At 46.3% G+C, this 24,814-nt stretch carries 26 protein-coding genes; 4 read left to right on the top strand and 22 right to left on the bottom strand.

Annotated features, from left to right (window positions below):
* The first annotated feature begins 117 nt into the window (after positions 1 to 117).
* A complete protein-coding gene (locus tag ACK8P8_RS00595; protein ID WP_186975749.1) occupies positions 118 to 1,278 on the top strand; it encodes a DUF6051 family protein in 1,161 nt (386 codons plus the stop codon).
* Here ACK8P8_RS00595 and ACK8P8_RS00590 read toward each other — a convergent pair.
* Complete coding sequence (locus tag ACK8P8_RS00590) at positions 1,275 to 3,539, bottom strand: monovalent cation:proton antiporter family protein (RefSeq protein ID WP_099292957.1); 2,265 nt, start codon at positions 3,537 to 3,539, stop codon at positions 1,275 to 1,277. The two genes, ACK8P8_RS00595 and ACK8P8_RS00590, sit on opposite strands and share 4 nt — an antisense overlap.
* A gap of 193 nt (positions 3,540 to 3,732) precedes the next feature.
* Here ACK8P8_RS00590 and ACK8P8_RS00585 point away from each other — a divergent pair, with 193 nt between their 5' ends.
* The 3 genes from ACK8P8_RS00585 (at position 3,733) to ACK8P8_RS00575 (ending at position 6,503) form a co-directional block, all read left to right on the top strand.
* Positions 3,733 to 3,999 (top strand): GNAT family N-acetyltransferase, encoded by a 267-nt coding sequence (locus ACK8P8_RS00585; protein WP_099292959.1) that lies wholly within the window; start codon positions 3,733 to 3,735, stop codon positions 3,997 to 3,999.
* 201 nt (positions 4,000 to 4,200) lie between these two features.
* Entirely contained in the window at positions 4,201 to 5,463 is a 1,263-nt protein-coding gene (locus ACK8P8_RS00580; protein ID WP_186975750.1) for a sensor histidine kinase, read from the top strand.
* Positions 5,464 to 5,564: 101 nt separating this feature from the next.
* A complete protein-coding gene (locus ACK8P8_RS00575) occupies positions 5,565 to 6,503 on the top strand; it encodes a DMT family transporter (protein WP_186975751.1) in 939 nt (312 codons plus the stop codon).
* 11 nt (positions 6,504 to 6,514) lie between these two features.
* On the opposite strand, the gene ACK8P8_RS00570 is transcribed toward ACK8P8_RS00575, so the two are convergent.
* From ACK8P8_RS00570 to ACK8P8_RS00470, 21 genes are all read right to left on the bottom strand, one after another.
* On the bottom strand, positions 6,515 to 6,784 hold the full coding sequence (locus tag ACK8P8_RS00570) for a hypothetical protein (protein WP_099292965.1): 270 nt from the start codon (positions 6,782 to 6,784) through the stop codon (positions 6,515 to 6,517).
* Entirely contained in the window at positions 6,756 to 7,235 is a 480-nt protein-coding gene (locus ACK8P8_RS00565) for a putative signal transducing protein (RefSeq protein ID WP_099292967.1), read from the bottom strand. The genes ACK8P8_RS00570 and ACK8P8_RS00565 overlap by 29 nt, the downstream gene beginning before the upstream one ends.
* Positions 7,236 to 7,320: 85 nt before the next feature.
* On the bottom strand, positions 7,321 to 8,232 hold the full coding sequence (locus tag ACK8P8_RS00560; RefSeq protein WP_186975752.1) for a transporter: 912 nt from the start codon (positions 8,230 to 8,232) through the stop codon (positions 7,321 to 7,323).
* 82 nt (positions 8,233 to 8,314) lie between these two features.
* Positions 8,315 to 10,180, bottom strand: a complete 1,866-nt coding sequence (locus ACK8P8_RS00555; RefSeq protein WP_099292971.1) for an SLC13 family permease — start codon at positions 10,178 to 10,180, stop codon at positions 8,315 to 8,317.
* Between the two features lie 49 nt (positions 10,181 to 10,229).
* Positions 10,230 to 11,102, bottom strand: coding sequence for an ATP synthase F1 subunit gamma (gene atpG, locus ACK8P8_RS00550; RefSeq protein WP_099292973.1), 873 nt, complete (start codon positions 11,100 to 11,102; stop codon positions 10,230 to 10,232).
* 168 nt (positions 11,103 to 11,270) lie between these two features.
* Positions 11,271 to 12,848, bottom strand: a complete 1,578-nt coding sequence (gene atpA / locus ACK8P8_RS00545) for a F0F1 ATP synthase subunit alpha (protein WP_099292975.1) — start codon at positions 12,846 to 12,848, stop codon at positions 11,271 to 11,273.
* A gap of 101 nt (positions 12,849 to 12,949) precedes the next feature.
* A complete protein-coding gene (atpH, locus tag ACK8P8_RS00540) occupies positions 12,950 to 13,501 on the bottom strand; it encodes an ATP synthase F1 subunit delta (protein WP_369859939.1) in 552 nt (183 codons plus the stop codon).
* Between the two features lie 11 nt (positions 13,502 to 13,512).
* Positions 13,513 to 14,010, bottom strand: coding sequence for a F0F1 ATP synthase subunit B (gene atpF / locus ACK8P8_RS00535; protein ID WP_099292979.1), 498 nt, complete (start codon positions 14,008 to 14,010; stop codon positions 13,513 to 13,515).
* A 9-nt stretch (positions 14,011 to 14,019) separates the two neighbouring features.
* The gene (gene atpE / locus ACK8P8_RS00530; protein ID WP_099292981.1) at positions 14,020 to 14,277 is read right to left on the bottom strand and encodes an ATP synthase F0 subunit C; all 258 of its coding nucleotides are present in this window, start codon (positions 14,275 to 14,277) and stop codon (positions 14,020 to 14,022) included.
* A gap of 40 nt (positions 14,278 to 14,317) precedes the next feature.
* Entirely contained in the window at positions 14,318 to 15,442 is a 1,125-nt protein-coding gene (gene atpB / locus ACK8P8_RS00525; RefSeq protein ID WP_292268703.1) for a F0F1 ATP synthase subunit A, read from the bottom strand.
* Between the two features lie 7 nt (positions 15,443 to 15,449).
* Positions 15,450 to 15,683, bottom strand: coding sequence for an ATP synthase F1 subunit epsilon (atpC, locus tag ACK8P8_RS00520; RefSeq protein ID WP_227215598.1), 234 nt, complete (start codon positions 15,681 to 15,683; stop codon positions 15,450 to 15,452).
* A 158-nt stretch (positions 15,684 to 15,841) separates the two neighbouring features.
* Positions 15,842 to 17,350, bottom strand: coding sequence for a F0F1 ATP synthase subunit beta (atpD, locus tag ACK8P8_RS00515; protein WP_099292987.1), 1,509 nt, complete (start codon positions 17,348 to 17,350; stop codon positions 15,842 to 15,844).
* A 134-nt stretch (positions 17,351 to 17,484) separates the two neighbouring features.
* The gene (locus ACK8P8_RS00510; RefSeq protein WP_186975756.1) at positions 17,485 to 17,877 is read right to left on the bottom strand and encodes a hypothetical protein; all 393 of its coding nucleotides are present in this window, start codon (positions 17,875 to 17,877) and stop codon (positions 17,485 to 17,487) included.
* Between the two features lie 161 nt (positions 17,878 to 18,038).
* Positions 18,039 to 19,697: a tetratricopeptide repeat protein gene (locus ACK8P8_RS00505; RefSeq protein WP_369859938.1), complete on the bottom strand. Its 1,659-nt coding sequence runs from the start codon at positions 19,695 to 19,697 to the stop codon at positions 18,039 to 18,041.
* Positions 19,698 to 19,714: 17 nt separating this feature from the next.
* Positions 19,715 to 20,653, bottom strand: coding sequence for a PstS family phosphate ABC transporter substrate-binding protein (locus ACK8P8_RS00500; RefSeq protein ID WP_186975758.1), 939 nt, complete (start codon positions 20,651 to 20,653; stop codon positions 19,715 to 19,717).
* A gap of 95 nt (positions 20,654 to 20,748) precedes the next feature.
* Positions 20,749 to 21,573: an energy transducer TonB gene (locus tag ACK8P8_RS00495; RefSeq protein ID WP_099292993.1), complete on the bottom strand. Its 825-nt coding sequence runs from the start codon at positions 21,571 to 21,573 to the stop codon at positions 20,749 to 20,751.
* A gap of 3 nt (positions 21,574 to 21,576) precedes the next feature.
* Positions 21,577 to 22,248, bottom strand: a complete 672-nt coding sequence (locus ACK8P8_RS00490; RefSeq protein ID WP_099292995.1) for an ExbD/TolR family protein — start codon at positions 22,246 to 22,248, stop codon at positions 21,577 to 21,579.
* Positions 22,249 to 22,283: 35 nt separating this feature from the next.
* Positions 22,284 to 22,886: an ExbD/TolR family protein gene (locus tag ACK8P8_RS00485; RefSeq protein WP_099292997.1), complete on the bottom strand. Its 603-nt coding sequence runs from the start codon at positions 22,884 to 22,886 to the stop codon at positions 22,284 to 22,286.
* A gap of 24 nt (positions 22,887 to 22,910) precedes the next feature.
* Entirely contained in the window at positions 22,911 to 23,729 is an 819-nt protein-coding gene (locus tag ACK8P8_RS00480; RefSeq protein ID WP_099292999.1) for a MotA/TolQ/ExbB proton channel family protein, read from the bottom strand.
* 19 nt (positions 23,730 to 23,748) lie between these two features.
* The gene (locus tag ACK8P8_RS00475) at positions 23,749 to 23,877 is read right to left on the bottom strand and encodes a hypothetical protein (protein WP_255302058.1); all 129 of its coding nucleotides are present in this window, start codon (positions 23,875 to 23,877) and stop codon (positions 23,749 to 23,751) included.
* 189 nt (positions 23,878 to 24,066) lie between these two features.
* Positions 24,067 to 24,462 (bottom strand): hypothetical protein, encoded by a 396-nt coding sequence (locus ACK8P8_RS00470; RefSeq protein ID WP_099293001.1) that lies wholly within the window; start codon positions 24,460 to 24,462, stop codon positions 24,067 to 24,069.
* Positions 24,463 to 24,814 lie beyond the last annotated feature (352 nt).

Below are 24,814 nucleotides of genomic sequence, written 5' to 3'. Positions count from 1 at the left end.
TACCTGAATTTTATCCCTGAATATCGTTTTTCGTCCCTTTCCCCCGGGGTACATACCTTTGATTTTGAAAACCCGGAATTGTGTCGTTTTTTTGCATTAAGCTATAAACACAACACCATGGAAATCATCACCAGAACCAAACAATTAAAAGCTATTTTCTCTTACGATAAAAAGGTAGAAATAGACGACAGACCGTTGGAAATACACCCGTATCATTTCATCCAGAACACCGGGGTGAAGGAGATCGAGCTATTCCAGCAATTGATACCCCCCTGTGAATTTTGTCCCGTTCCGGACAATAACATCCAAGAGAATAAAAGTTTCTCGTACACTGTCTTCACCCCTCGCGGAACAAAGAAAATTGACAAAGCCATCCTGCTGCTGCACGGGCTGAACGAACGGAACTGGGACAAGTACCTGACGTGGGCGGAATACCTTGCACTCGCCACGGGTAAAGCCGTCATTCTTTTCCCTATCGCTTTTCACATGAACCGCACGCCGGGCACATGGTATAACCCGCGGGCACTGATGTCGTGGGTAACACGACGGAAGCAAGAAGTGGAACATCTCGACAACTCTACGTTCGTGAACGTCGCGCTGAGTTACCGCCTGTCGGATGCCCCGCTCCGTTTCTTTATCTCGGGTAAGGAATCCATGTTCAACCTATGGCAATTGCTCACGGAGATCAAGACGGGACAGCACCCCCTGTTCAAGCGGGATACCCCGGTAAACATTTTTGCTTACTCGATCGGTGCTTTCCTCTCGCAAATACTGATGTTAGCCAATCCCGACCGACTGCTGGACGACTGCCGCCTGTTCCTGTTTTGCGGCGGTTCGATATTCAGCCGAATGGACGGAAGCGCACGGGATATCATGGATCGGGAAGCATACAGAAAGGTGAAAGATTATTTTATGAATGATTTTCTCGTACCGGGCGAAGCACACCGTATGTTACCCGTGCTTTACGAGGAAGATTTCATGGAAAAAGCGTTCAAAGCCATGATTCGCCCCGAAATCATGCAGGATTACCGGGAATCATTCTTTGAACAGGCTCAAAACCGTATCCGGATTATCAGCCTCGCGAAAGATACCGTTATGCCTACGCGGGGTGTAGTGGAAGCCCTCGGCGCGAAAAACGCCGGAAAGATTCTGGAACAACTGGATTTCCCCTACGAGTACTCGCACCAGAACCCCTTCCCGACAAACACGGGAGCCACGCCGGAAATGTTGCACCAAGCCTTTGAAGGAGTTTTCAGTCGAGCGGCGAACTTCCTTTAACTCTCTTTCCCCGCTATCATATCCCGGATATTGTCGCGTTCACCGACAACCCACACGAGATCACCTTCCTTGAAGATCGTGTGACCGTTCGGGTTCATGATGGCATTATCGTCCCGTTCGACTCCCACGATCACGCAGTTGTAGCGATTGCCGACGTGTGATTCCGCCAGAGTCTGCTCAAGAAAAGGAAAATCGGGTTCCACGGTGAAGGATTGCAAGGTGACCTCTTCCTCGTGAATACCGTCACGGTTTTCCTCCTGCATTCGTTCCACCTCCGCGGAAAAACGTTGGATTTGCTCGTCGCTTCCCACGACAACGAGGCGATCTTGCGGGTAAACACGTTCCGTATTATCGGGGATATTGATCTTGTGGTCGCCCCGAATAATTTCCACCACGCTGACACCGAAAGTCTTTCGGAAAGAGATTTCCCCGAGGGAAAGTCCGGCATAGGGGGAATTGGGCGACACGGTAATAGCGGTGAGGTGAATATCTTTGTCACTCAATTTCCGCTTGAAACTTGCACGTAGGGGATTACGACGGCGTGCCGCTTCCTCCCGCTGGTTCAGATTCAACAGAAAACGTTTCTCCAATCTGGCATACTGATTCAAGTCACGCCGAAAAACAAGGAATAACGCCAGTATCCCAAGGGCAATGATAATCACGATACCGTACTGGATATGGAAATACCTGATCAACACGAGTGACACGAAAAACGTCGCCACGAATACCCGGAAAAGCACCATCGACACCAGCCGTCCCCGGTTGTATTTACTATCATTCCAAAGACTCATGAATAATTCGCGCGAATTGTACTTGTTTGACACGAGCGCGATAAGAAACGGCGCCATCAGTACCAATGTCAACACGACGGTAACCACGTTGTCGAGCACGGGCGAGTCGGGGAATTGATCTGTCATCAACGGGTATATCCCGTGTGTAGAGAGCAAGAAGACAGCGGTCAGTAATATACTGAATATCGAGAGGCGCCCAAGAAAGCTTTTTAACAGTTTTTTCCAATCGCTCTCGTGATTGATTGTCTTCGCGCCGGAAGAATAGCGATCGAGGAAGTTGCAGGTACGATCGGGCAACACCCGGTACAACCAGTCAGCAAAAGGATCCGCGAGCCGGATAAAATAAGGCGTCGTGAAAGTCGTGATCACGGAAACGGCAACAATGATCGGGTAAACGTAATCATCGAGAACTTTCAGCGACACGCCCAACGAGGCGATGATAAAGGCAAATTCCCCGATCTGCGCGAGGCTGAACCCGGATTTAACGGAAGTCTTCAGCGTTTGTCCCGACAAGAGGACGCCGAACGTCGAGAAGCAAGCTTTACCGACAATGGTCACCAGCGTGATGATCGCTACCGGCCACGCGTATTCCACGAGTATCGCCGGATCGACCAACATTCCCACGGAAACGAAAAAGATAGCCCCGAACAAGTCTTTCACCGGTTTGATAATATGCTCGATACGCTCCGCCTCCACCGTTTCCGCCAGTATGGAACCCATGATAAAAGCCCCGAGAGCGGCAGAGAATCCCGTTTCCGTTGCCAGCACCACCATACCGAGGCACAGACCGAGAGCGACGACCAATAATGTCTCGTCGTTCATCAACTTCTTGACTTTTTTCAATATCAAAGGAATGATAAATATCCCGATCAGGAACCAGAGGACAAGGAAGAAGATTACTTTAAAGACGCTCATGATGAGTTCCTCTCCCGCGAATTGCTGGCTGACCGCCATGGTGGAAAGCAACACCATCATCAATATTGCCACCAGATCTTCGACGACGAGCGTCCCGAACACAATCCCCGTGAATCGCTGGCTACGTAAACCCAGATCGTCAAATGCCTTGATGATAATCGTCGTGGAAGACATAGATAACATCCCCCCGAGGAAAATGCTGTTCATCGTTGACCACCCCAGCATATAGCCCACGAGATATCCGATAATCAGCATCGTGACCACCTCCGTGATCGCCGTGATAAACGCTGTCGAACCCACGTTCACCAACTTCTTGAAACTAAACTCCAGTCCTAGCGCGAAAAGCAGGAATACTACCCCGATTTCCGCCCAGATATTAATATTCTCGATATCCCCCACCGTGGGAAAAACATGCACGTAAGGGCCCGCGAGAAGTCCCGCCACGATATACCCCAATACAAGGGGTTGTTTGAGCCATTTAAACAAAAGGGTAATAATCCCCGCCGATACAAGAATGAGCGCGAGGTCGGTTATCAAAGTCGGTAAATGAGACATTATTTACTATTTAATGGTTAAATTGATGAAGAATACAAATATATTCATAAAATTAATACGATGAAAGAGGAAAAGACGTTTCAAAATAATGGAGAATTGAAAATGAAGGTATTCGTTATTTTTTAATAAAACTGAAACTGTGTTGGAAAGTATATCGTATACTCCAATAGATATAAACTCAAAACACTCGGATATGGAAATCAAGCACAATGAACAGATGCATCTGTTCGAAATTCAAGATAACGGCAAAACGGCCGTTGTGGAATACAAACCCTTTGACGGGGGAATCAACATAGTACATACATTCGTCCCGAAGCCCTTGCAAAGCAAAGGTTACGGTTCGGCGCTGGTAAAGCAGGCGCTGGATTATGCCAGAGAAAAGAAGTTGAAAGTAATTATCACGTGTCCTTTCGCTCGCGCTTACGTGGCACGACACAAGGAATACGAGGATTTGCTCTAAAATTCGTCTGGTAACAATACTTATCCCGGCTTGGTTTCTATACAGGATCAAGGTGATTATCAACATACCAATTCGAAAATCAAGCTACTAAGGGACTGTTTCGCGGAAACGATTTTCTTAAAAAGATAGAAATTTTAAATCTATGCTTTGGAACATCGGTAAATTATAACAAACTTTGTGGTGAATTTAGAAGCGTGTAGTATGAATAGTTGTATTATCATTACAATATTAAGCGGCGTTATTTTATTACTCTTCTGCTTGTACATGAGAGCAAGGACGATGAGCAGTAAAAGAGGGCAAGAGATCGAGGCATCGGGAGCGTTATTTGATTTTATCCTGCAACATATTAAAGCGTATATCCTAGTTATCGACAAGGATTTTATCGTGGAGAAAACAAATTATTACACCGTGACTGATACACGGGACGATAACCGGAAAAAAAGAGTAGGTGAATTACTCCAGTGTGTCAACTCTTTCGAGAAAGGATGCGGGAACGGGGAACTTTGTCAGACCTGCCCCATCCGGCAAGCGATCACGGAAGCATTCCGCATGAGGAAGGACTTCTCGAATTTAGAAGCCGTTGTCAGCCTGCGCGTATCGGAGAAGAAGTCAATAAAGTGCAATGTCTCCGTGTCAGGATCGTACATGGATATGAACTGTCGCCCGGAAATGTTGATCACCATTCATGATATCACGGAACTGAAACAAGCCCAGATCAGATTGCAGGACGCACTGGACAAGACGGGACGTATAGAGAAATCGAAATTCTCGTTTCTGGAAAAACTGGGTAACGATATCAACGATCAGTTGAATTGTATATTGGGTTGGGCAAATCTGGTCAGCACCGACAAGACGCTGACCGAGAACCAGCGCAACGAGTACATGAATCTTATCTATGAACATTCCGACCAGTTGTCGCATATGGCAAACGACGTGTTGCGACTGGCAAGAATCGACGCGCACAAGATAGAGCTTCAAATGACCACGTTCTGCCTGCACGAGTTTTGTCAAGATATTCTATTAATGCGCATGAACAACACGCACCCGAACGTGGAGTTATATTTGGAAGGCGACACCCCGGACCTGCTCGTCTACACCGACCAGCAGAAGTTGTACCAAGTGATCGTAAACCTTTTATCGAATGCCCAGAAGTTCACGAACAAGGGACACATCCGCCTGAGTTATTCCCTGAACAAGGAGCAAAACACAATCAACTTCGTGGTAGAGGATACCGGAAAAGGGATGCCCTCGAAGATTCATGCCAATCTTTTCGAGAGGTTCTACAAGGCGAACACCTTCACGGAAGGTACGGGACTTGGATTATCAATCTGCAAAGCATACATCGAGGCTATGGGCGGAACGATACAGTTCACCTCATCCGAGGGACGGGGAACACGTTTCCACTTTTCTATCAAACGGGACCCGATTCCCGCCGGAGACGCGGCTCTTGACTTGTGCAAGTAGTCCGTAAAGTCCATAAAGTCCGCAGGGCTCCATGGACTTTATGGACCTTACTCTGTAACTTTCTTCTTCCGGTTTCCGTTTATCACGGAAAATAGAAAAGAATGGAAACAACCGGTAAGCCCAAAGAGATCATAGGGCATCTTATGGTCTTGTCTACAATCATCATATACAGTTTCAACACGAACTTCATGAAGATCCTTATGCCCTCGTGGATAGGACCCCACGGGCTCGTGTTACTCCGCTGTACCATGATGGCCGCGGGATTCTGGCTGATCTCGTTGTTTCTTCCGACAAAAGGACAAGCGAAACCGACAAAAAAAGACATTCTAATGATGATGCTCGGGGGTGTACTCGGCATCGGTGGGAATTTATTACTTTATATCAACGGATTGAACATGACCGGTCCAGTGGATGCTTTCGTGATCCGTACCACCCAGCCGATCATCGTGATCGGTCTTGCCGTGCTTCTGTTACATGCCTCTTTTAACTGGTATAAGGCAATCGGTATCATACTCGGCCTTGCCGGGACGGTGTATGTATCCATAACTCCCCATGCCGGAGCGGTCAAGGATTCGGTCACGGGTGACGTTCTTATCTTCGTATCTTCCGTGTTTAACGCCTTGTACCTGATTTTAATAAAACCTTATACACAAAAGTTCAATTCCGTCATCGTTATGCGGTGGATGAGTCTGGCCGCCATGATTATCACGTTTCCGTTCGGTATTCATCAAGTCTTGAACGCACCGATATTCACGTCCGTCGCACCGACACACATCTGGTTGGAACTGGGATTCACGCTCGTGTTCTCCACGATGCTCGCTTACTTCTTGAGCCTGAAAGCCTTGGTGTACATTACCCCATTCGTGGAAAGCGCATATATATATTTACTCCCTATCACGGGGGCTATCGTTTCTATCGCTATCGGCTTACAGAAATTCTCTTGGCACGACCCGATCGCCCTCGTACTGATCGTTATTGGATTTATTCTTATTAACAAGAAAACGAAGAAGCAAGTAAAAGAGCTTAGAGTTCAAAGTTAAAACTCTAAATGTCACAATTTCTTCACCTTCTTTTCAAGTTCGCCCATTTTCTCGCGATGCGCCTCAAGCGCCTCGTGCATTTTCCGTCGGGAGTCAGCGTTAGTCACGATCTCCGGGTACTCTACCATCAAGGACACAAGATTAGTTAATGCCTTGGCTTCCTCCACACTCTTCACCAAGATATCCACGTACAATTTTCTTTTTTCCTCGTTCGGGAATATAGCCTTTGCTTCTTCTTCCAAACCTTCTCTGTCAATTTCCGGGATTTCCACTTCTTCCATGATTTCTTTTCTTTTTAAATTTCCACACCTTATCACAATCAAAGCATTTATTCACCGACTTGAATATCGGGAACAACGCCGACAACAAGAAGTATATCACAATCATGATCACGTCGGGAGATTTCTTTACACCAATATTAGAAGAGCCACAAAAGGGACAACACGTCCTATCCGTGGTTTTATCCGCTTCAACAATCCATACCTCATCTTCTTGCACCAAATCGACCGAAGTAATATATCCCCCCTCTTGCAACAACTTCACCCCTTCCGACAAATGTTCGTCCCGCACCCACAACTTCACACCACCAATCGCGTTAGAATAGAAATTATTTACTTGAGCTGTCAGTTCGTCCTGCAATAATGTATCTACTCCTGCCGACTCTAGGTATGCCTTTGCCATATAAGCATCTTGTGGATAAACGAAAGTCTTTATTATAGTCCAATTATTCATGATATCATGTATTTATCGCTGATTCGCGATATTATGATTGCAATTTATTATAATTTTAGGAGAATTCCAAACCTTTCACTAATTATCATCGTTCGTCTTTCACGCCACCTGCTGTATTTCTCTTACGATATAACTGAAAAGCATTAATACTATTTTGCCACAGAACATACGCCGCCGGACCTATGGAAGAGAGAGGCGACAAGTACACCTGTGCCATCCAGATAGCGAGAATCGTGTTTTTTTGCCCGAGTCCTTGTCCCCCCGCGATCGTTTCACCATATTTTTTCCCGATCCGGCGCCCGAGAGCGAATTGTGCGATGCAAAGCACCAGAGCAGCGATAGCCATCAGAATCTCCGCCCCGTAGTCCTTACTATCCTGCTGCATGATAAAAAACACCGTTCTCCCCGTCACGATCGTCAGACTCAAACTCCACAGGTAAAACGAAATACTCTGACGGGCACGCAATATTTTATGCACGGAAGGAACAAAATACTCCAACACCCAAGCCCCGGCAAGAGGTAAAAGCAACAAAGGTCCCACCTGAGTGCAAATATACCAAACCGACTGACCGAACGACACCCCGTCCCGCACCCCAACCAACGAGAACATGACCGGAGCCACGATTGCCACGCAAAGATTGCTTGCCAGCGTGTAGGTTGCCAGACAAGGCACGCTTCCACCAAGCATCCCCGTGATCACCGCCGCCGCAACCGCCGTGGGAGCCAACACGCATATCATCATCGCCTCCGCCAACACCCGATCGAAATAGCATAGGACACCATACACGATCACGCTACCGAAAACTTGTACCATCAACATCCATGCATGCAAACGGGTAAACCGCATCTCCCGTATCGACAAGCGACAACAAGTGATCAGCAACATCACGGAAATCAAATAAGGTGTCAGAAAAGCAAACAAATTAAAGAAGGAGTAAAATATACCCCCACCCAACATAGCCAACGGCAACATCCATGATCTTAATCGTTCCAGCACGTCTATCGGTTTTTACCCTGCAAAGGAACAATGAATTTAGCAATTATCAATCAAAAAATCATAAATTTCTACCCCTTTCACACTAAAATGGAAATAACAAAGGCAATATGAATATCATGACGATTCCCATGATAATCTGAAGCGGTAATCCCACTTTCACGTAATCCATAAACGTGTATTTCCCGGCAGACATCACCAAAGCATTAGGCGGCGTGGAGAACGGGGAAGCAAAACACATGCTCGCGGCAACCGTGACGGCAAAGAGGAACGGATAAGGGCTCACCCCCGTGTTTATGGCTGCCTGCATGGCAATAGGGGCTAAAAGCACTGCCGTTGCCGTGTTACTGATAAACATGGTCAACAATGATGTGGTGAAATAAATACCCGCCAAAAGGATAACAGGACCGAAACCACCTAAAGAATTCACTAATCCGGAAGAAATCACGGACGAAGCCCCCGTCTTCTCCAAGGCAAGCGACATGGGCAACATGGCTGCTATCAACACGATACTCTCCCAGTTTATCGTTTTATAGGCATCCTCCACGTTACGAAGACATCCGGTCAATACCATTAACAAGGCTGCCACGATTACCGCCGCCACGGGTGGAATCGGGATAGAATCGAAAACCATAGCCACAATCATCAGAAGCATGATTGCCGCCGCGACAGGTGCTTTGTGGTCCAGCGTAACCTTGGCAGCTTCTGCCAGCGGCTGACCCACCACCACCCACTCGGACTGCATCTCGTTCAAACGAGCAATATCCTGCCACGTACCTTGAACCAGCAAGGCATCACCGGAGTGCATTTTCTCGTCTTTCAAATCCTGTAATATGTATTTCCCGCCCCGTTGGATACCCAAGACATTGACACGGTATTTCTCCCGGAAACCGGAATCTTTGACAGCCCGGTTTATCAACTGCGAATTCGGCATCAATAACACCTCGGCAATCCCCATCTCCCCGAAGTTCACATCTTGTTTGACATGTTTATCGGAAACTTCGGCGGTATGCGTATCCAACAAATCCAAATGATTCTCCCCGACCAATACTTCCACTTGCGCGAATTGTCCCAGCACATAGAGGACATCCCCCTCCTGCAACGCCGTATCCGGACCCGCCAATCTCTGGTCTATGGTTTTCATGAAAGGATTTTGCGTGTTGGATTCTCGCCGTATTTCCAGAATAGTCAAGTTATATTTTCCCGTGATATTCAATTCGACCAACGTCTTGCCACAAAACAAAGAGTTTTTCTTCACCCCTACCCGAAACAGGTTTTGCGCGATCTGATACTCGTAAGCTAAATCTTTAACCGATTTATTTCTCGCTTTTTTCTCTATCTTTTTCTCATCTTTCTTTACAAGAAATATCTTACTTAACGGAATCAACACGATAATACCCACGAATACGCAAATAATACCCACGGGGGTAAAAGAGAAAAAGGATAACCCCTCGTATCCGGCTCCTAATAAGGCGTTTTGAATCACCAAGTTCGGCGGTGTACCAATCAAGGTTGCCATACCTCCCATGCTACTGGCAAACGCCAACGGCATCAAATAACGACTGGGACTCACTTTGGCACTTACCGCCATACTCACGACGATAGGAAGCATGAGCGCCACGGTTCCGGTATTACTCACGAAAGCACCGATAGCGGCAGTCACCAGCATAATGAGGATAAAAAGTTTTAACTCGCTATCCCCCGCGAGTTTCAATATCTTACTACTGATCATCTTAGCCAATCCGGTCTGAAATATCGCACCCCCGACGACAAATAACCCGATCATCATGATCACGATTGAATTGGAGAAACCGGAAAGAGCCTCTTCCGGTGTCAATATATTGAACAGAATCAAAAGAACTAAAGCACAAAGCGCAACGACATCAGATCTTATCTTACCATTTACAAAAAAGAACGCGGATAAAGCTAAAATAATCAGGGTTACAGTCATGTTTTATCAAGTTTGTATCATTATGTTTCTTTAATATTAATATTTAAAATTACTCTAGCGAGCCTCCCACTATGTCCATTAATTCTGCCGTGATGTTCTGTTGCCGGAGTTTATTATATTCCAGTTGCAGACCTTTCAACAGCTTGATAGCATTATCATTTGCCATTTGCATGGAGAGTATCCGGGATGCCTGTTCCGAAGTTTGGTTTTCCAACAAATAGCGATACATGATGGAATGAATTACCAAAGGGTACACCGTTTCCAGAATCTCTTCACAATTAGGCTCGTAGATATAAACTGTGTTCTGTTCCTTTCCGGAGAGAACATTTGTTTCCCGCGGCACCCACGGGAGCAACTGCACGCGGGTGACGATCTGCGTGCCCATACTCTTGTAATGAGAGTATATCACGTCTACCCGATCAATTTCTTTTGCCATAAAACGTCGGATCAACTCGTCCGCCAAGGCCGTACACCCGTCAGCATACTGTTTTGCCTCGAAGAACTCGGGTATTTCCATCGTTTCCACCCCTGCCGTCCGCTTCACCTCGTTCACGATCTTTCTACCTATGGGATACACCTGTATCGGCGATTTCACTTGAGTACTATACTCGTTCAGGGTTTCCAACAACTTCTTGTACTGTGTCAGGTTAAAAGCCCCGCATAATCCCTCGTTAGCGGCAAAAATGACAACAGCCACCCGTTGCACCGTTCTCTCTTGGCTTAACGGGGACTGATAGTCACATGTCTGCGCCGCGATATGATCCAATATATTCTGTAACTGTTCCATGTAAGGTCGGGCGTTATTCAACGCATTTTCGGACTTTCTCAACCTTGCCGATGAAATCATCTTCATCGCCCCGGTAATCTTCTGAGAAGAGTGTACCGAACTAATCCTTCCTTTCAATTCACGTGTAGATGCCATAGTCAGTTTATAAAGTTTATAAGGTTTATAAAGTTCATAAGGTTTGTAAGGTTGTAAAGTTCATAAGATTTTGGAACCCGCGGGCTTTGTTTACGGCAGTTCACGCTGCCATTAAACCTTGTCCGAAGGACACCCGTTACTTTATGAACTTTACAAACTTTATGAACTCTAATCATTAAACGTTTGTGCCACATCCCCGGCAACTTCTTCCAGTAGCTTGGAAATATTTTCATCCAGCATACCCTTACTCAACGGTTCAAGAATCTCCTTTTGGTATCTGGAACGCAAGATTTCCAAAAACATTTTTTCAAATTCGGCAATATGTTTTATTGCCACGTTCCGTAACAATCCTTGGGTACCGCAATATATGACAGCAATTTCTTCCTCCACGGGCATCGGGGAATGTTGGGGTTGTATCAACAATTGTGCGTTCTTACGCCCTTTGTCTATCACCATTTCCGTCACGGAATCCATATCTCCGCCGAATTTGGAGAACGATTCCAGTTCCCGGTATTGTGCCTGATCGATCTTCAGCGTTCCGGCTATCTTTTTCATGGCCTTTAACTGGGCGTTACCACCTACACGGGATACCGAAATACCCACGTTAATTGCCGGACGCATACCCTCGTTAAACAAACTGGCTTCAAGAAATATCTGACCGTCCGTGATAGAGATCACGTTCGTGGGAATATATGCCGATACGTCGCCCGCCTGTGTCTCGATAATCGGTAAGGCTGTCAACGAACCGCCCCCTTTCACCATCGGTTTCAAGTTTTCCGGCAGATCATTCATCGTCAGTGCCATCTCATCGCTGGAAATAATACGCGCGGCTCTTTCCAACAAACGGGAATGCAGGTAGAAAATATCACCCGGATAAGCCTCACGACCTGACGGACGACGCAAAATCAAAGATATCTCCCGGTAAGCTACCGCCTGCTTGGAAAGGTCGTCATATATCACAAGTGCATTACGTCCGCTATCCCGGAAATACTCGCCAATGGTTGCCCCGGCAAACGGCGCGTAATACCGCATGGCTGCCGAATCAGAGGCGTTTGCCGCCACCACGACCGTGTATTCCATGGCACCCCGCTCCTGCAACGTGTTCACGAGCATAGCCACAGAGGATGCTTTTTGCCCGATAGCCACGTAAATACAATAAACCGGATCACCTTTGTCAAAATACCTTTTTTGGTTCAATATCGTATCCACCGCGATAGAGGTCTTCCCCGTCTGTCGATCACCGATAATCAGCTCCCGCTGCCCGCGTCCGATAGGCACCATAGAGTCGATAGCCTTAATACCTGTCTGCAAAGGTTCTTTCACCGGTTGACGATAGATTACACCCGGAGCCTTACGTTCCAACGGCAACTGCATTAAATCACCCTGAATCGCACCAACCCCGTCGATCGGATCACCCAAAGTATTAATCACCCGCCCGAGCAAACCTTCTCCCACCTTGATGGAAGCGATGTTCCCGGTACGCTTCACCGTGTAATTCTCTTTCACGCGGTCGCCGGCATTCATCAGAATCACACCCACGTTGTCCTCCTCCAAGTTCATAGCGACTCCCCGAACCCCGTTCTCAAATTCGAGCAACTCGTTTGCCCGAACATTATCCAACCCGAAGACATGGGCAACCCCGTCACCTACTTCCATCACTCTACCCACTTCTTCAAAAACCATTCGAGTATCCACCTCCTTGAGCTGCATCTCTAATATATCCGATATTTCATTCGCTTTCAACATAAATTTATACAATTGAAAATTGAAAATTGAAAATTGAAAATGACTTTCCAAATTTCTTATAATCGCTGAATCGTCAATTATTGAATCACGGAATTACCGAGTCAATAATTCTCTTCCAGTCCTAACCCTACTCCTATCTCCTTCAGTTCCTTCATCAACGAGGCATCTAATTGCTCCGTACCGATCTGTAACACGAAACCACCGATAATCGTCGAATCAACTTTATGGACAAATTCTATCTTTTTCGAGGCATAGCGACGTTTCACGTAATCCTCTATTTGTTCCAGATCCTCCTTCGACAATTCCACCGCGGTGGTAATCTTCACCCGGATGATACCGTAAGCCTCCCGGTAGAGTTTTTGGAACATCAGACAGATTTGTCTTACATACATCTCCCGGTGATTCTTTATCAACAAACGAATCCCCTTGATATACGCTTCTCCCGGCTCGATTCCGATAGCCGTGGAAAGAAGCATCTCCTTATCCCCGGGTGACAACAACGGATTCAACAAAGCCTTTTGCAAATCGGGGTGAGCGATATAGTTTATCTCGAATAATTTCATCTTCTCGTAAACCAAATCGGCAGCACCCAGTTCTTGCGAGTATCGAAGCAGAGCCTTCGCGTATCTACGAGCAATCAATCCTTCGTCCATACCTTCCTCCTTTACTCTTTATTTTCAAGCTCGTCCAACAGCTTACCGATAATCTCCATTTGAGCCTTATCGGAAGACAGATCTTTCCGCATCACCTTCTCTGCTATCTGCAAAGACAAAGATGCCACTTGTACCCGTAATTGCCGTTCCGCTTCTCTTTTCGCCTGCTCTATTGATAAGTTGGCAGCTTCTCTCACCCGTTGCGCCTCGTTCTCCGCTGCCTTGCGTGCATCCGCTATCATCTCCCGTTTCAGTCGTTCCGTCTGCTGCAGCACGTCCAATTGTTGCTTGTGCGCTTCCGCCAGCAACGTCTTGACATCTGCCTGTGCCTTCTCCCGGTCTTCCTTCGCTTCTTGAGCATAAACCACGCCTTTATCGATAAAGTCCGCCCGTTCGTCCAACATACGGACAATGGCAGGCCAAGCGTATTTTGCCAAGATGCCGAAAAGAATCAAGAAGACAACCAGCATCCAAAACACTAATCCGAATTCCGGTGTAAACAATGACATAGCTTCTTTTTATACAAACAATGCTAATAAACAAACGATGATCGCGAAAAGGGCAACACCCTCTATCAACGCGGCAATCACAATCATATTCGTTCTGATGTTATTCGTTTCTTCCGGCTGACGGGCAATAGCGTCCATAGCAGAAGAACCAATCTTACCAATACCGATACCGGCACCAATAGCGGCTATACCCGCACCAACACAAGCACCTATCTTTGCCAGACTCATTCCGGCTACCGCAGCTTCCAATAAAATTAAACTTTCCATAACCTTATTTATTTTAGATTTATTGATTCAAATTATTCTATTATAAATCACTCAATCGCTTCACTCTCGCTAACCCGATAAATATCGTCGACAGTAACATAAACACGTACGCTTGGATAAATCCGATTAACACGTGTATCAAGTTCATAAACACCGCGAACAGTACCGAGAATATCGTTGTCACCCCCACAACCACCTGCCCCATCACGCCGAACATGAATATCAACGAAATCAATACCAGCACTATCAAGTGTCCTCCCAGCATATTCGCGAAAAGACGAATCATAAGAGCGATTGGTTTCGTGAATACCCCGAAAATCTCGATTATCGGCAACAAGGGCACCGGACATTTCAACGCGAACGGTACATCCGGCCAGAAAATCTCTTTCCAGTATTCCTTCGTTCCCGACACGTTCACCACGACAAAGGTACAAACTGCCAGTACAAGCGTGATAGACATATTCCCCATCACATTCGCTCCACCCGGGAAGAACGCGACCAACCCCATCAAGTTAGAGATGAATATAAAGAAAAACAATGTCAGTAGATAAGGCGCATATTTTCTCGCCTCTTTTCCCAACACGCTCACGATAACCTCCTTGTACAACATCTCCACGACCATCTCGATTGAACCGACACCCTTTCTAGGGGCTTTGTATTTGTTTTTCCGGTAATAACGCACCAACGAAAAGGCGATTAACATGGTAATCAAAGCGCTTATCATGATAGAAAACGCGTTTTTCGTGATAGAGAAATCATACGGACGATACACGTTTCCCGTCGCATCCGTGGCGACAATCTTCCCCTCGTGAGTTCCCTCGCGGGCGATATAAAATCCCTCGTATTCCTTCCCGTCTTCCAGACGCGTGGAACTGAACACGTGCCAACTTCCGTCTATTCCCCTAACAATCACTGGCAATGGAAGAGTCACACGCCCCACGATATTCCAACCGTATTCATCACCAAGATGCTCGAAAATGGTTTCTTTCGGGTTAAACGCTTTCGCTTCTTCCTCGACTTCCTGCCCCAGCGAATCCACCCGAGCAACAATTTCATCTTCCATTGTCAGAGTATCATTCACGGCAACAACCTCCCGCGCGGACACGTTCAAAGCCACCGTCAGCGAAAAGAATACCGTCAATATATGTCTTGCATAACCTTTCATTCGTTTATCAATTTATACATACCACCACGTTGTTATCCCGCACCTCCACGACTCCTCCTTTTATATCAATTTCCTTCTCCCCGCTCGCCCCCCGGTAAACCAGCTTTCCCGCTGTCAACGTGGACACTAACGGGGCGTGATGCTCCAATACCGTGAACTGTCCCACCGTACCGGGTAGTTTCACCATTTGCACTTCACCTTTATAAAGCACTTTTTCCGGAGATACTATTCTTAAAACCATCCTGATTAATTTTAGATTTATGATTTATGATTTTAGATTACAGCCGCACGAGCGAACGCTTTTGATTTTAGATTTTAGATTTTAAATTGAACTCCTCCGCCTTTCGGGCACCTCCCCTATCATCGTTCATTTCATTTTCAATTTTCAACTTTCAATTTTCAATTGCTTTTCGCTTTCTCCATCATCTCTTTTCCTTTCTTAATCACGTCGTCAATTGTTCCGGCGTTCATAAAGGCTTGCTCAGGGTACTCGTCCATATCGCCATCCAATATCATCTTGAACCCGCGAATAGTTTCCTCCAGTGGAACCATCACACCCGGAATACCCGTGAATTGCTCCGCCACATGGAATGGTTGTGACAAGAAACGTTGCGCCCGTCTGGCACGAGCCACGACAATCTTATCCGAATCCGACAACTCATCCACTCCTAATATGGCAATAATATCTTGTAACTCGTTATAATGCTGCAACAATTCGATAACCCTCTGCGCCGTGTGATAATGTTCTTCACCCACGATAGCCGGGTCAAGAATACGTGAATTCGATTCCAAGGGGTCCACTGCCGGATAAATACCCAATTCCGTGATCTTACGGCTCAATACCGTGGTCGCGTCCAAGAAACTGAATGTCGTCGCCGGAGCGGGGTCAGTCAAGTCGTCCGCCGGCACGTAAATAGCTTGAATAGATGTAATCGAACCGTTTTTCGTCGAAGTGATGCGCTCCTGCAATTTACCCATCTCCGATGCCAACGTGGGTTGATAGCCCACCGCCGACGGCATACGTCCCAGCAACGCCGAAACTTCCGAACCCGCTTGCGTGAAACGGAATATATTATCAATAAAGAACAATATCTCCTTACCGCCTTCATTCGAATCCCGGAACATCTCCGCCACGGTCAATCCCGACAAAGCCACCCGCAAACGTGCCCCGGGAGGCTCGTTCATCTGCCCGAACACGAGCGTGGCCTGTGATTCCCGCACTTTATCCATGTCCACGCTTTCCAAATCCCATTTGCCTTGAGCCATTTCCTCCTTGAACTTGTCGCCGTAATTAATTACACCCGACTCGATCATCTCCCGCAAAAGGTCATTCCCCTCACGCGTACGTTCACCAACTCCGGCAAACACGGAATACCCGTTATGTCCCTTGGCTATATTATTGATCATTTCCATGATTAACACGGTTTTACCGACACCGGCACCACCGAACAAACCGATTTTCCCCCCTTTGGAATAAGGTTCCAGCAAATCGATCACCTTGATACCCGTCAATAACAATTCTTCCTGTATGGACAGATCCTCGAATTTCGGGGCTTCCCGGTGAATGGAAAGCGTATCTTTGTATTCCAGCGGGGACAGATAATCAATAGCATCACCCGTCACGTTCAACAGACGTCCCTTAATCTGATCGCCCGTGGGCATCGTCAACGTCCGCCCCAAATCAACCACTTTCATCCCGCGATACAACCCGTCCGTCGTATCCATTGCCACGCAGCGCACCGTGTCTTCACCCACGTGCTGTTCAACCTCGACAATCAACTTGGCTCCATTGTCCCGCTCGATTTCAAGCGCCTCGTAAATAGGTGGCAAATCTCCCCCGTCATTCTCGAAAATCACGTCCACGACAGGACCAATCACTTGCGTCACGTACCCGACATTCTGTCTCATAATATATAATTTAAACGTTCTTTAAATGCTTACTTTTAACTTTAACGTATATTCACCGGGAAAGTTTCTTTCCAACAAACTTTCTACACGCTTTTTTTCTCCCTTGCACGAGAGAATATATCCCGGCAATACCGCTAAATAACTAAACGACCTATCCGATAGATATAAAATCCATGGACATGCTTTGTGAATAAATATTCTCGGAATTTTTCCTGACAAATAATGTGATGTGACTTCAAGACCGAATCATGGCACGAGAGCAGTTTAGACAAACCACCTCTTTTTTCTTTTTCAATACCCGTATCGCCCGGTAAATCAATTGATGCGGATAGGATAAACGCACCACCAACGAAATCGTAGGTTCTTGCCAAATCGCTCAAAGTAAATTCCCCGTCCAACCGGGTAGAAGCGAAATACTCCGTCCTGTTTTCCGTACGTCCTTCAAACGTGTTCTCCCCGGACAAAACATTTATCCCGAAACAAAACGTTATAATAACGACAGACAATATTTTCAACCAAAACTTCATATTTCCTTTTTATTGTTCTGTGGGATTATAGTGCAATTTCCATACCAAAACACCCCAACGGTGGAAAAAAAAAGACTTACCCGCATCCACTCCTCGGGGAAAGCTATGTGCAACTTGCACGAGTCGTTTTACTCAATCTAAAATCACTAAATCTAAAATTATTAAAGTTTTATACTTTCCAGTGCCTTCAAAGCAATCTCGTCCTTGGCATCCAACGCCAGCACCTTAGAGAAAAACTCCTTTGCTTCCTCGTATTCACCTTTTGCCGAATCGGGATTTCCATTATTTTTCGTCGTGATAGCATCGGCAACAACGTAATGGTAATACCCCAGATACTTGTAACTCTCTATCAGTTCCCGTTTATAACGTTCCGTGTTCGACAGTCCTATTTCTACCACTTTCTCGTAATAAGGTTTTGCCAACCCTTCCAAGGTTTCCGGATCGAGCATCGAATTAACGCGTGCCCGCCAGAAATATCCCACGTAACTACTCGGCACCTTGTCACTCAACGCGGCAAACAAACTATCGGCTTTCACGAGTTCCGCTTTCTGTTCGTCGACAACGGAATCCCGGCAAGCCATGTTATAATAGCATTTGCCCAATTTCAATAAATCTTCCGCCGATGCCTCTCCGGCAGAATCAATATAACGATTGTAATATACCACAGCCGAATCCAATTGATTGGTCTTCGCGAAAATATCCGCGATTTCCTTGTTCAGCTCTTGATGTTTGGCATCCGTTTGCAAAGCCTTCTCGTAAAACACCACGGCATCATTGTAATTCTTGTTTGCCTCCAATTGCTCGGCATAACACAGGAAATCCTGATAAATCTGATGTTCTTCCGGGGTTGACTCTATAAAATGCCGGATAGCCTGCAAACACTTCTCCCCGTCTTCCCGCTTCGCCAGACAGTACGCGTACAACCGTTTCGCCACTAAATTATCCGGTCGTTCATTCAACACCTGTTCCAGCACGGGCAACATCCCGGCATATTGCTTGTCGAAATACAATATCCCCGCGTAACGAAGCAAATTCTCCGTGTCGTAATACCCCGAACGGATAAACTTAGTATAATTCTCTGCCGCCGCCTTACTATTTCCGGACATCTCGTGCAATTCTCCCAAGGAACAGTAAGCCCCGCAAAAATCGGGCGATATCTCGCGCACTTTATTCAACTTCTCGAGAGAAAGCGAACGATTGGTAGACATGTATATCTGTGCCTGCTTCAAATAAGCCCCCAGACAATCCGGAGAAAAATAAGTAGCCGACTCGTACTTGGCACAAGCATCCCCGGTGTGTCCCCGCATCACCAGAATGTCGCCTTCCACGAGGTAGGGCAAACCGCTCTTGTCATCCAACTCTTTCGCCTTATTCACGTGCTCCATAGCCTTTGCGGCATCACCGGCGTGCAAGTAAGCCCTCGCGATAGCGATTTGCAGGGTAGCGTCTTTCTTATACCCTTTCGTTCCGAGGGCATCCTTCAATAAAGCCTCCGCGCCGGAAGGATCGTCATTCAACTTCAGACTTGCCTGTCCCACCCGATTGTACGGGTAATCCGGTTGCAATCCCACGCCTTTATCGTAATAAAAACCGGCAGAATCCCTCTGCCCTAGCGTCAGATAACATTCCCCGAGGTAATAACACGCCTCAGCCTGCCGTACATTATCCGTCAGCGTCGGCAGATTATCCAGAAAAAACACTTTTGCCGCACCAGTCATTCCCGACTCGTAGAGATCTATCCCTACCCTGTTATCTGCCGCCTTCACGCTCACGGAAAGGAGCGAAAAGAACAGTCCGTATAATATCCATTTTGTATTCATCGTCTTCAAATTTATAGTTAGATTTGTTCTCTCACGTTCACGATATTCACGGGCATTGTTGCCGGTAGCAAACCGGCCTTCAACACGATACGCTGTCCCCGCGAACCGGAGAAAAAAGAAGTCAATCCCGTGGGCAAAACACTACGGGGATCATTCAGCAAAATATAAATATCCCGTCGCAAGGGATACTGTCCGGTATAGAGATAATACTGGTAAGGCTGGTAACTATTCCCGTATGTTGGTCGGTCGGCACGACTCACGCGTGCCACCTGTATCTCGTCGAGAAAATCGCGACAAAGCGAATCCCTGTCATCACTGATCCAGTTCACACCTATTACCCCCAAAGCACCACGGGTACGTGCCACATAATCAATCACCTTCCGGTTCGTCCCTGCCGCGTGACAACGCTCGGACAACTGCCCCTCCCCGCAAATCGAATCAATCGCGTACCTCACGGTGCTTGAATTCGGGTGATCGAAAACCACCTGTATCTCTCCCGCGCGGGACCCCGGGGCAATCTCCTCCCAACGGGTAATCTCCCCGGTAAATATCTTTTGCAACAGAGCCAAATTGAATATCGAATCGGCATTTTGCCTGTTCACGATCAAGGCTATCCCATCAGTGGCTACCTTCACCGACTCCGGAAAAAACTTCTTGCTGTGGAATGACTCTAATTCGTTTTCCGTCAGTGGTCGTGTAGCCAAAACCCACCGCACACTATCACGTAACAGCAAATTAATCGCTTCCACTTCACTCGTGTAAAGTGGTATTACACCCGCCTGATTATATTGCGCCTCAAAAACGTTAATAGCTTCCTCGGCCAAGGGAGATAACGTTTCATCGACAGCAACCCGGATCACCCCGCTGAACAAGGTTTCCTGCACACTTGATGTCTTTCCTTTACAAGCCCCAAGGGACACCAGTAACAAGAGCCAAAAGCCGATTCGAATATTCATAACTTAATTAATTTATCTCCCCACTCCATTTTAAATCGAGCCCAAAACCAAGCAAGGAATTCATTTTCAATTCTCCATTTTCAATTTTCAATTGCTTATTGTTGCAATTTAAATGATATCGGCAACGTGAATCTTACGGATACAGCTTCTCCCCGCTGTCTACCGGGAATCCATTTCTTCATCGCTTTCACGACCCGGATAGCTTCTTGATCCAACGAAGGATCAACGGAACGAATGACCTGCACATCGCGCACCGAACCATCACGCCCGATAACAAACTGCACGATAACCTTTCCTGCGATGTTCATTTCTTGGGCAATAGACGGGTAACGGATCTCTTTACCGATCCATTTCATCAAGGCGGCCATACCTCCCGGGTATTCCGGGGCTTGTTCCACGACTTGAAATACCTCGTCATCACTCGCCACGATCAATTTGTGATCTTCCAAATCAGCAATATCCTGACCGTTCTCGTCATCATTTCCCTTCACGTCCGCCACGGAAATAGCCGCTTTCGCTTGATTCACCTCCTCCTGTGTCTTCATCTCGTCTGCCTCGTTCACCTCCTCGTCTTTTTTGATCACGGGAGCGGTAAACTTGATTGTCGTCTTCAATGTAGGCGGAGGCGGCACGTTCACCGCCACGATCTTATTCTCTTCCTTCACCTCCGGTAACTCCATCTTCAAATTAGAAAGCTCGGTCACCGCTACCATCTTTTCCTCCGCCTTCACCGGGGTAAGAAAACGAATGAAGGCAGGAAGTACCATTGCCAGTACGACACAGCCTATAATCACTATATAAGCTGTCAGATGCCGCCGGGACGACTGCTTACGCAATTCGTAAGCGCCGTAATCTTTATTCTTCCCGGCAAACACGAGGTCGCACCATTCAATCGAATTTATATGAATATCTTTTGCCATACCTTACTGTTTTAACTCCCGGTACTCGATAACCTCCTTCAAATCATCAGCGTACCCGTCGTGCGTTTTATCCTGTAACAAGCGTAAATCGCCCTGTGTAACATCCATGATCGCGTAACGACCGATATTGCATATCTGCATCTCGTCAAGCACATCAATCAGGTTCTTATAGTTAGCGAAATCCGTCGCCTTAATCAATATTACAGGCGAATCTTTCTCTTTCCGAATCTCGGCGGACTCTTTCAAGTACTCCTCGTTCGTGATTTCCAGATTCTCCTTTTTCTGTTTCAACTCCCGGATCTTTTGCATCACGATCTGGTTACGTCCCAGCAAAATCGCTCTCAACCCGTTCGGGGAAAAGTCTGTTTCCTGCACCATATCGGGATTCTCGTAATCCGGTTCTCCCATATAATAGTACACCTTCCCCTCCTTTCCCAACAAAATGGTCATCGCCTTCGAAGCCTTCACCTTATTCTGCTCCTGCTCGTTCAACAAATCCTTCCGGGGCATACTGATTTCCATTGTCTGGGGCTTACTCATGGAAGTACAGAGCATAAAGAAAGTTATCAACAGCATATTCATATCCACCATGGGAGTAAAATCCACCCGGATACTAAACTTCTTCTGTTTACCTTTCTTGCGTTCTCCGCCTCCGTTATCTTGTATCTCTGCCATAATCTTATCGTTTCAAATTAACACGTCCAACCCGGTCATACATTAGGCATATTTCGCAAAGAGGTTATCAGGTTGTACCTGTTCTCCCGCAAATCCTGCAACGTCGCCATAATATCCTTTATCAGCGGATAAGGTGTACTTTGGTCTGCCTTGATTGCGATCACCAAATCCTTGTTCACCTCGCGGGCAAACTGCATCCACGATTTAAACTGGTTATTCGTGCTATCGCAAGGAATACCGTAATTCATCAACACTTTATCCTGATCTTCGGGCGATAACGCGAGAAATTGCTTCATTCCTTGAATCGGAACCCCGAAAGAGTTACACAAACTAAACTTCTTCAACTCATCATTAGTAAACTCGATCTGGTAACTTTCGCCCATTTTCTTCAAAACTTCCATTCTGTCTTGCGGCTTATCCAACCCCATAAACACCTTTCCCGAGGGTTCCACCAGTATAGAAACGATATTGGCATCGGGAATCTTGATCTCCGAAACCGACTGCGGCGGATTCACCTTCACCGGTTCCTTTTGGATAAACGTCGAGGTCAGCATGAAGAACGTTAGCAACAGCACCGTCACGTCACTCATGGCGGTCATGTCGATAAACGTCGATTTCTTCTTTATCTTCTGACTCATAACTCGTGTGTTTAAAGGTTCAAACTATCTGTTCTTCACCGTGAATGTTTGCACGATATAAGCACCGATTTCATCAATACTATGCGTGATACCGTCTATCTTACTTGTAAAGAAATTGTAAGCGATAACAGCGCAAGCCCCCGTGGCAATACCGAACGCGGTATTTACCAACGCTTCCGAAATACCTGTCGACAAAGCGATAGAATCCGTACCCCCGGCAGAGGACAAGGCGGCAAACGACTTGATCATACCGATAACCGTACCGAGCAGCCCCATCAAAGTTCCCAGCGTGGTAATCGTGGCGATAACCCCCAGATTCTGCTCCATGGTAGGCAACTCCAGCATGGTAGCCTCTTCCAAGTCTTTCCGCACCGCGAGTTGCTTCTCTTCTTTCGTCAAAGTATCACAACCGTCGACCTGCGTGTAAGTAGAAAGCGATGACTTTATAACATTCGCCACCGTTCCTTTCTGTTCATCACACGCTTTACGGGCTCCTTCGATATCCCCGCTTTCCAGTTGACCTTTCACTTTGGTCACGAATTGCTGGAGATTCTTTTTCCCTTTCGCCTTGCGTAAAGCGATCATACGTTCAACGCTCAACGTCAAGACCGTGAATAATAAAGTCTGTATAATCGGCACGATTACCCCTCCCTTATATATCGTACCCAAGAGATTTCCGGGTAACGGGTGATTGTTCGGGTCATTGTTTATAAAATTAGCCGGATTTCCATAAACGAAATGATAAATAATCATTGCAAGAATAAAACACAAAATGATTATCGGGAAAGCAGAAATACCTAAATTTCTCTTTGCCCCCTTTGTAGATGTTGCAGTCTTTTTCATGTCTAATGTATTTTAATATTTATAACGCGCAATATAAAGCAAGGAATACCAACCCGAAAACGATAAGCATAACCACGATCGGGTATAACGTTTGGAATAATGCAGACTTTGTAATCTTATCACTCATTTTTGTACTTGTAGTTTCCATAAGTCAATCTCTTTAAAATAATTGAAAATAATAGGGTGTAAAGGACCTGTCCGTATCCTTACATGAATACCGATTTCACACTAAACATCTGTACAACAGAGCATAGCACCCTCTTTCATCATTTTATACAGGCATACAAAACACCTGTACCACAATGATATGGCACGGACATACTTGACTTACGTGTGGCTAAATGACGATTTTACACAAGTCGAACAGGTAGAATCCCTGTATATAACGAATACCCAACAATTCGGAAAAACTTTCAATGGAACGTTCTACCCGAATACCATACTCTGACTTGTGATACGCTAATTGGATTTTGCGATAAATAGAGAACGAGATTTGTTGCTCCCGACTACTTCCGTTCGCGATCTGCTGACTGGAAAAAACCAACGTGCGTTCGAAAGCACCATGTCGGTCAGCGGAAGAAGTGGCAACCTTGGAATCGTCCCGCGACTGCTCCGTACCCGGAACTGTCGGCACGGGCTTCTCCCCTTTGGAATCAGTTTCTCCAAAGGCGCTTACCCCGATTGCCAAAAGCAAAAGTAACAGTGAAAAATATTGAAATACTGTCTTCTTCATTTCTCTCGTTTAATATATCCAAAGATAGATACTTATTTCATCTTCGCAAATTATTTAGCTTAATATTAAGGTTAAATTACTTAAAATTTAGTCTTATACCTTTTTATACGACAAGGGCGGTTACATTTGTTTCACTTTTCTCAACTATTTTTCTCCCGATTTCCCCTTCCATAAGCGATGCCCATCCCTCGTGTAGACCTGCACTCTATCCTAGAGTTAAACAATAGATAAGTTGCAGTTATTCTAACCCCGTTAGAATAACTGCAGGAGAACTTCAGGAGAACTTCAGAATAACTCCACCGTTTCCCCGCCGACCGCCCCCGGTTTTCGGACGTGTTATTCTCCCGTAACC

This window comes from Butyricimonas muris (assembly GCF_046365375.1).
GTDB lineage: Bacteria > Bacteroidota > Bacteroidia > Bacteroidales > Marinifilaceae > Butyricimonas > Butyricimonas muris.
Note: the sequence above shows the minus strand (reverse complement) of the source record. Positions and strands in the feature narration are given on the sequence as shown.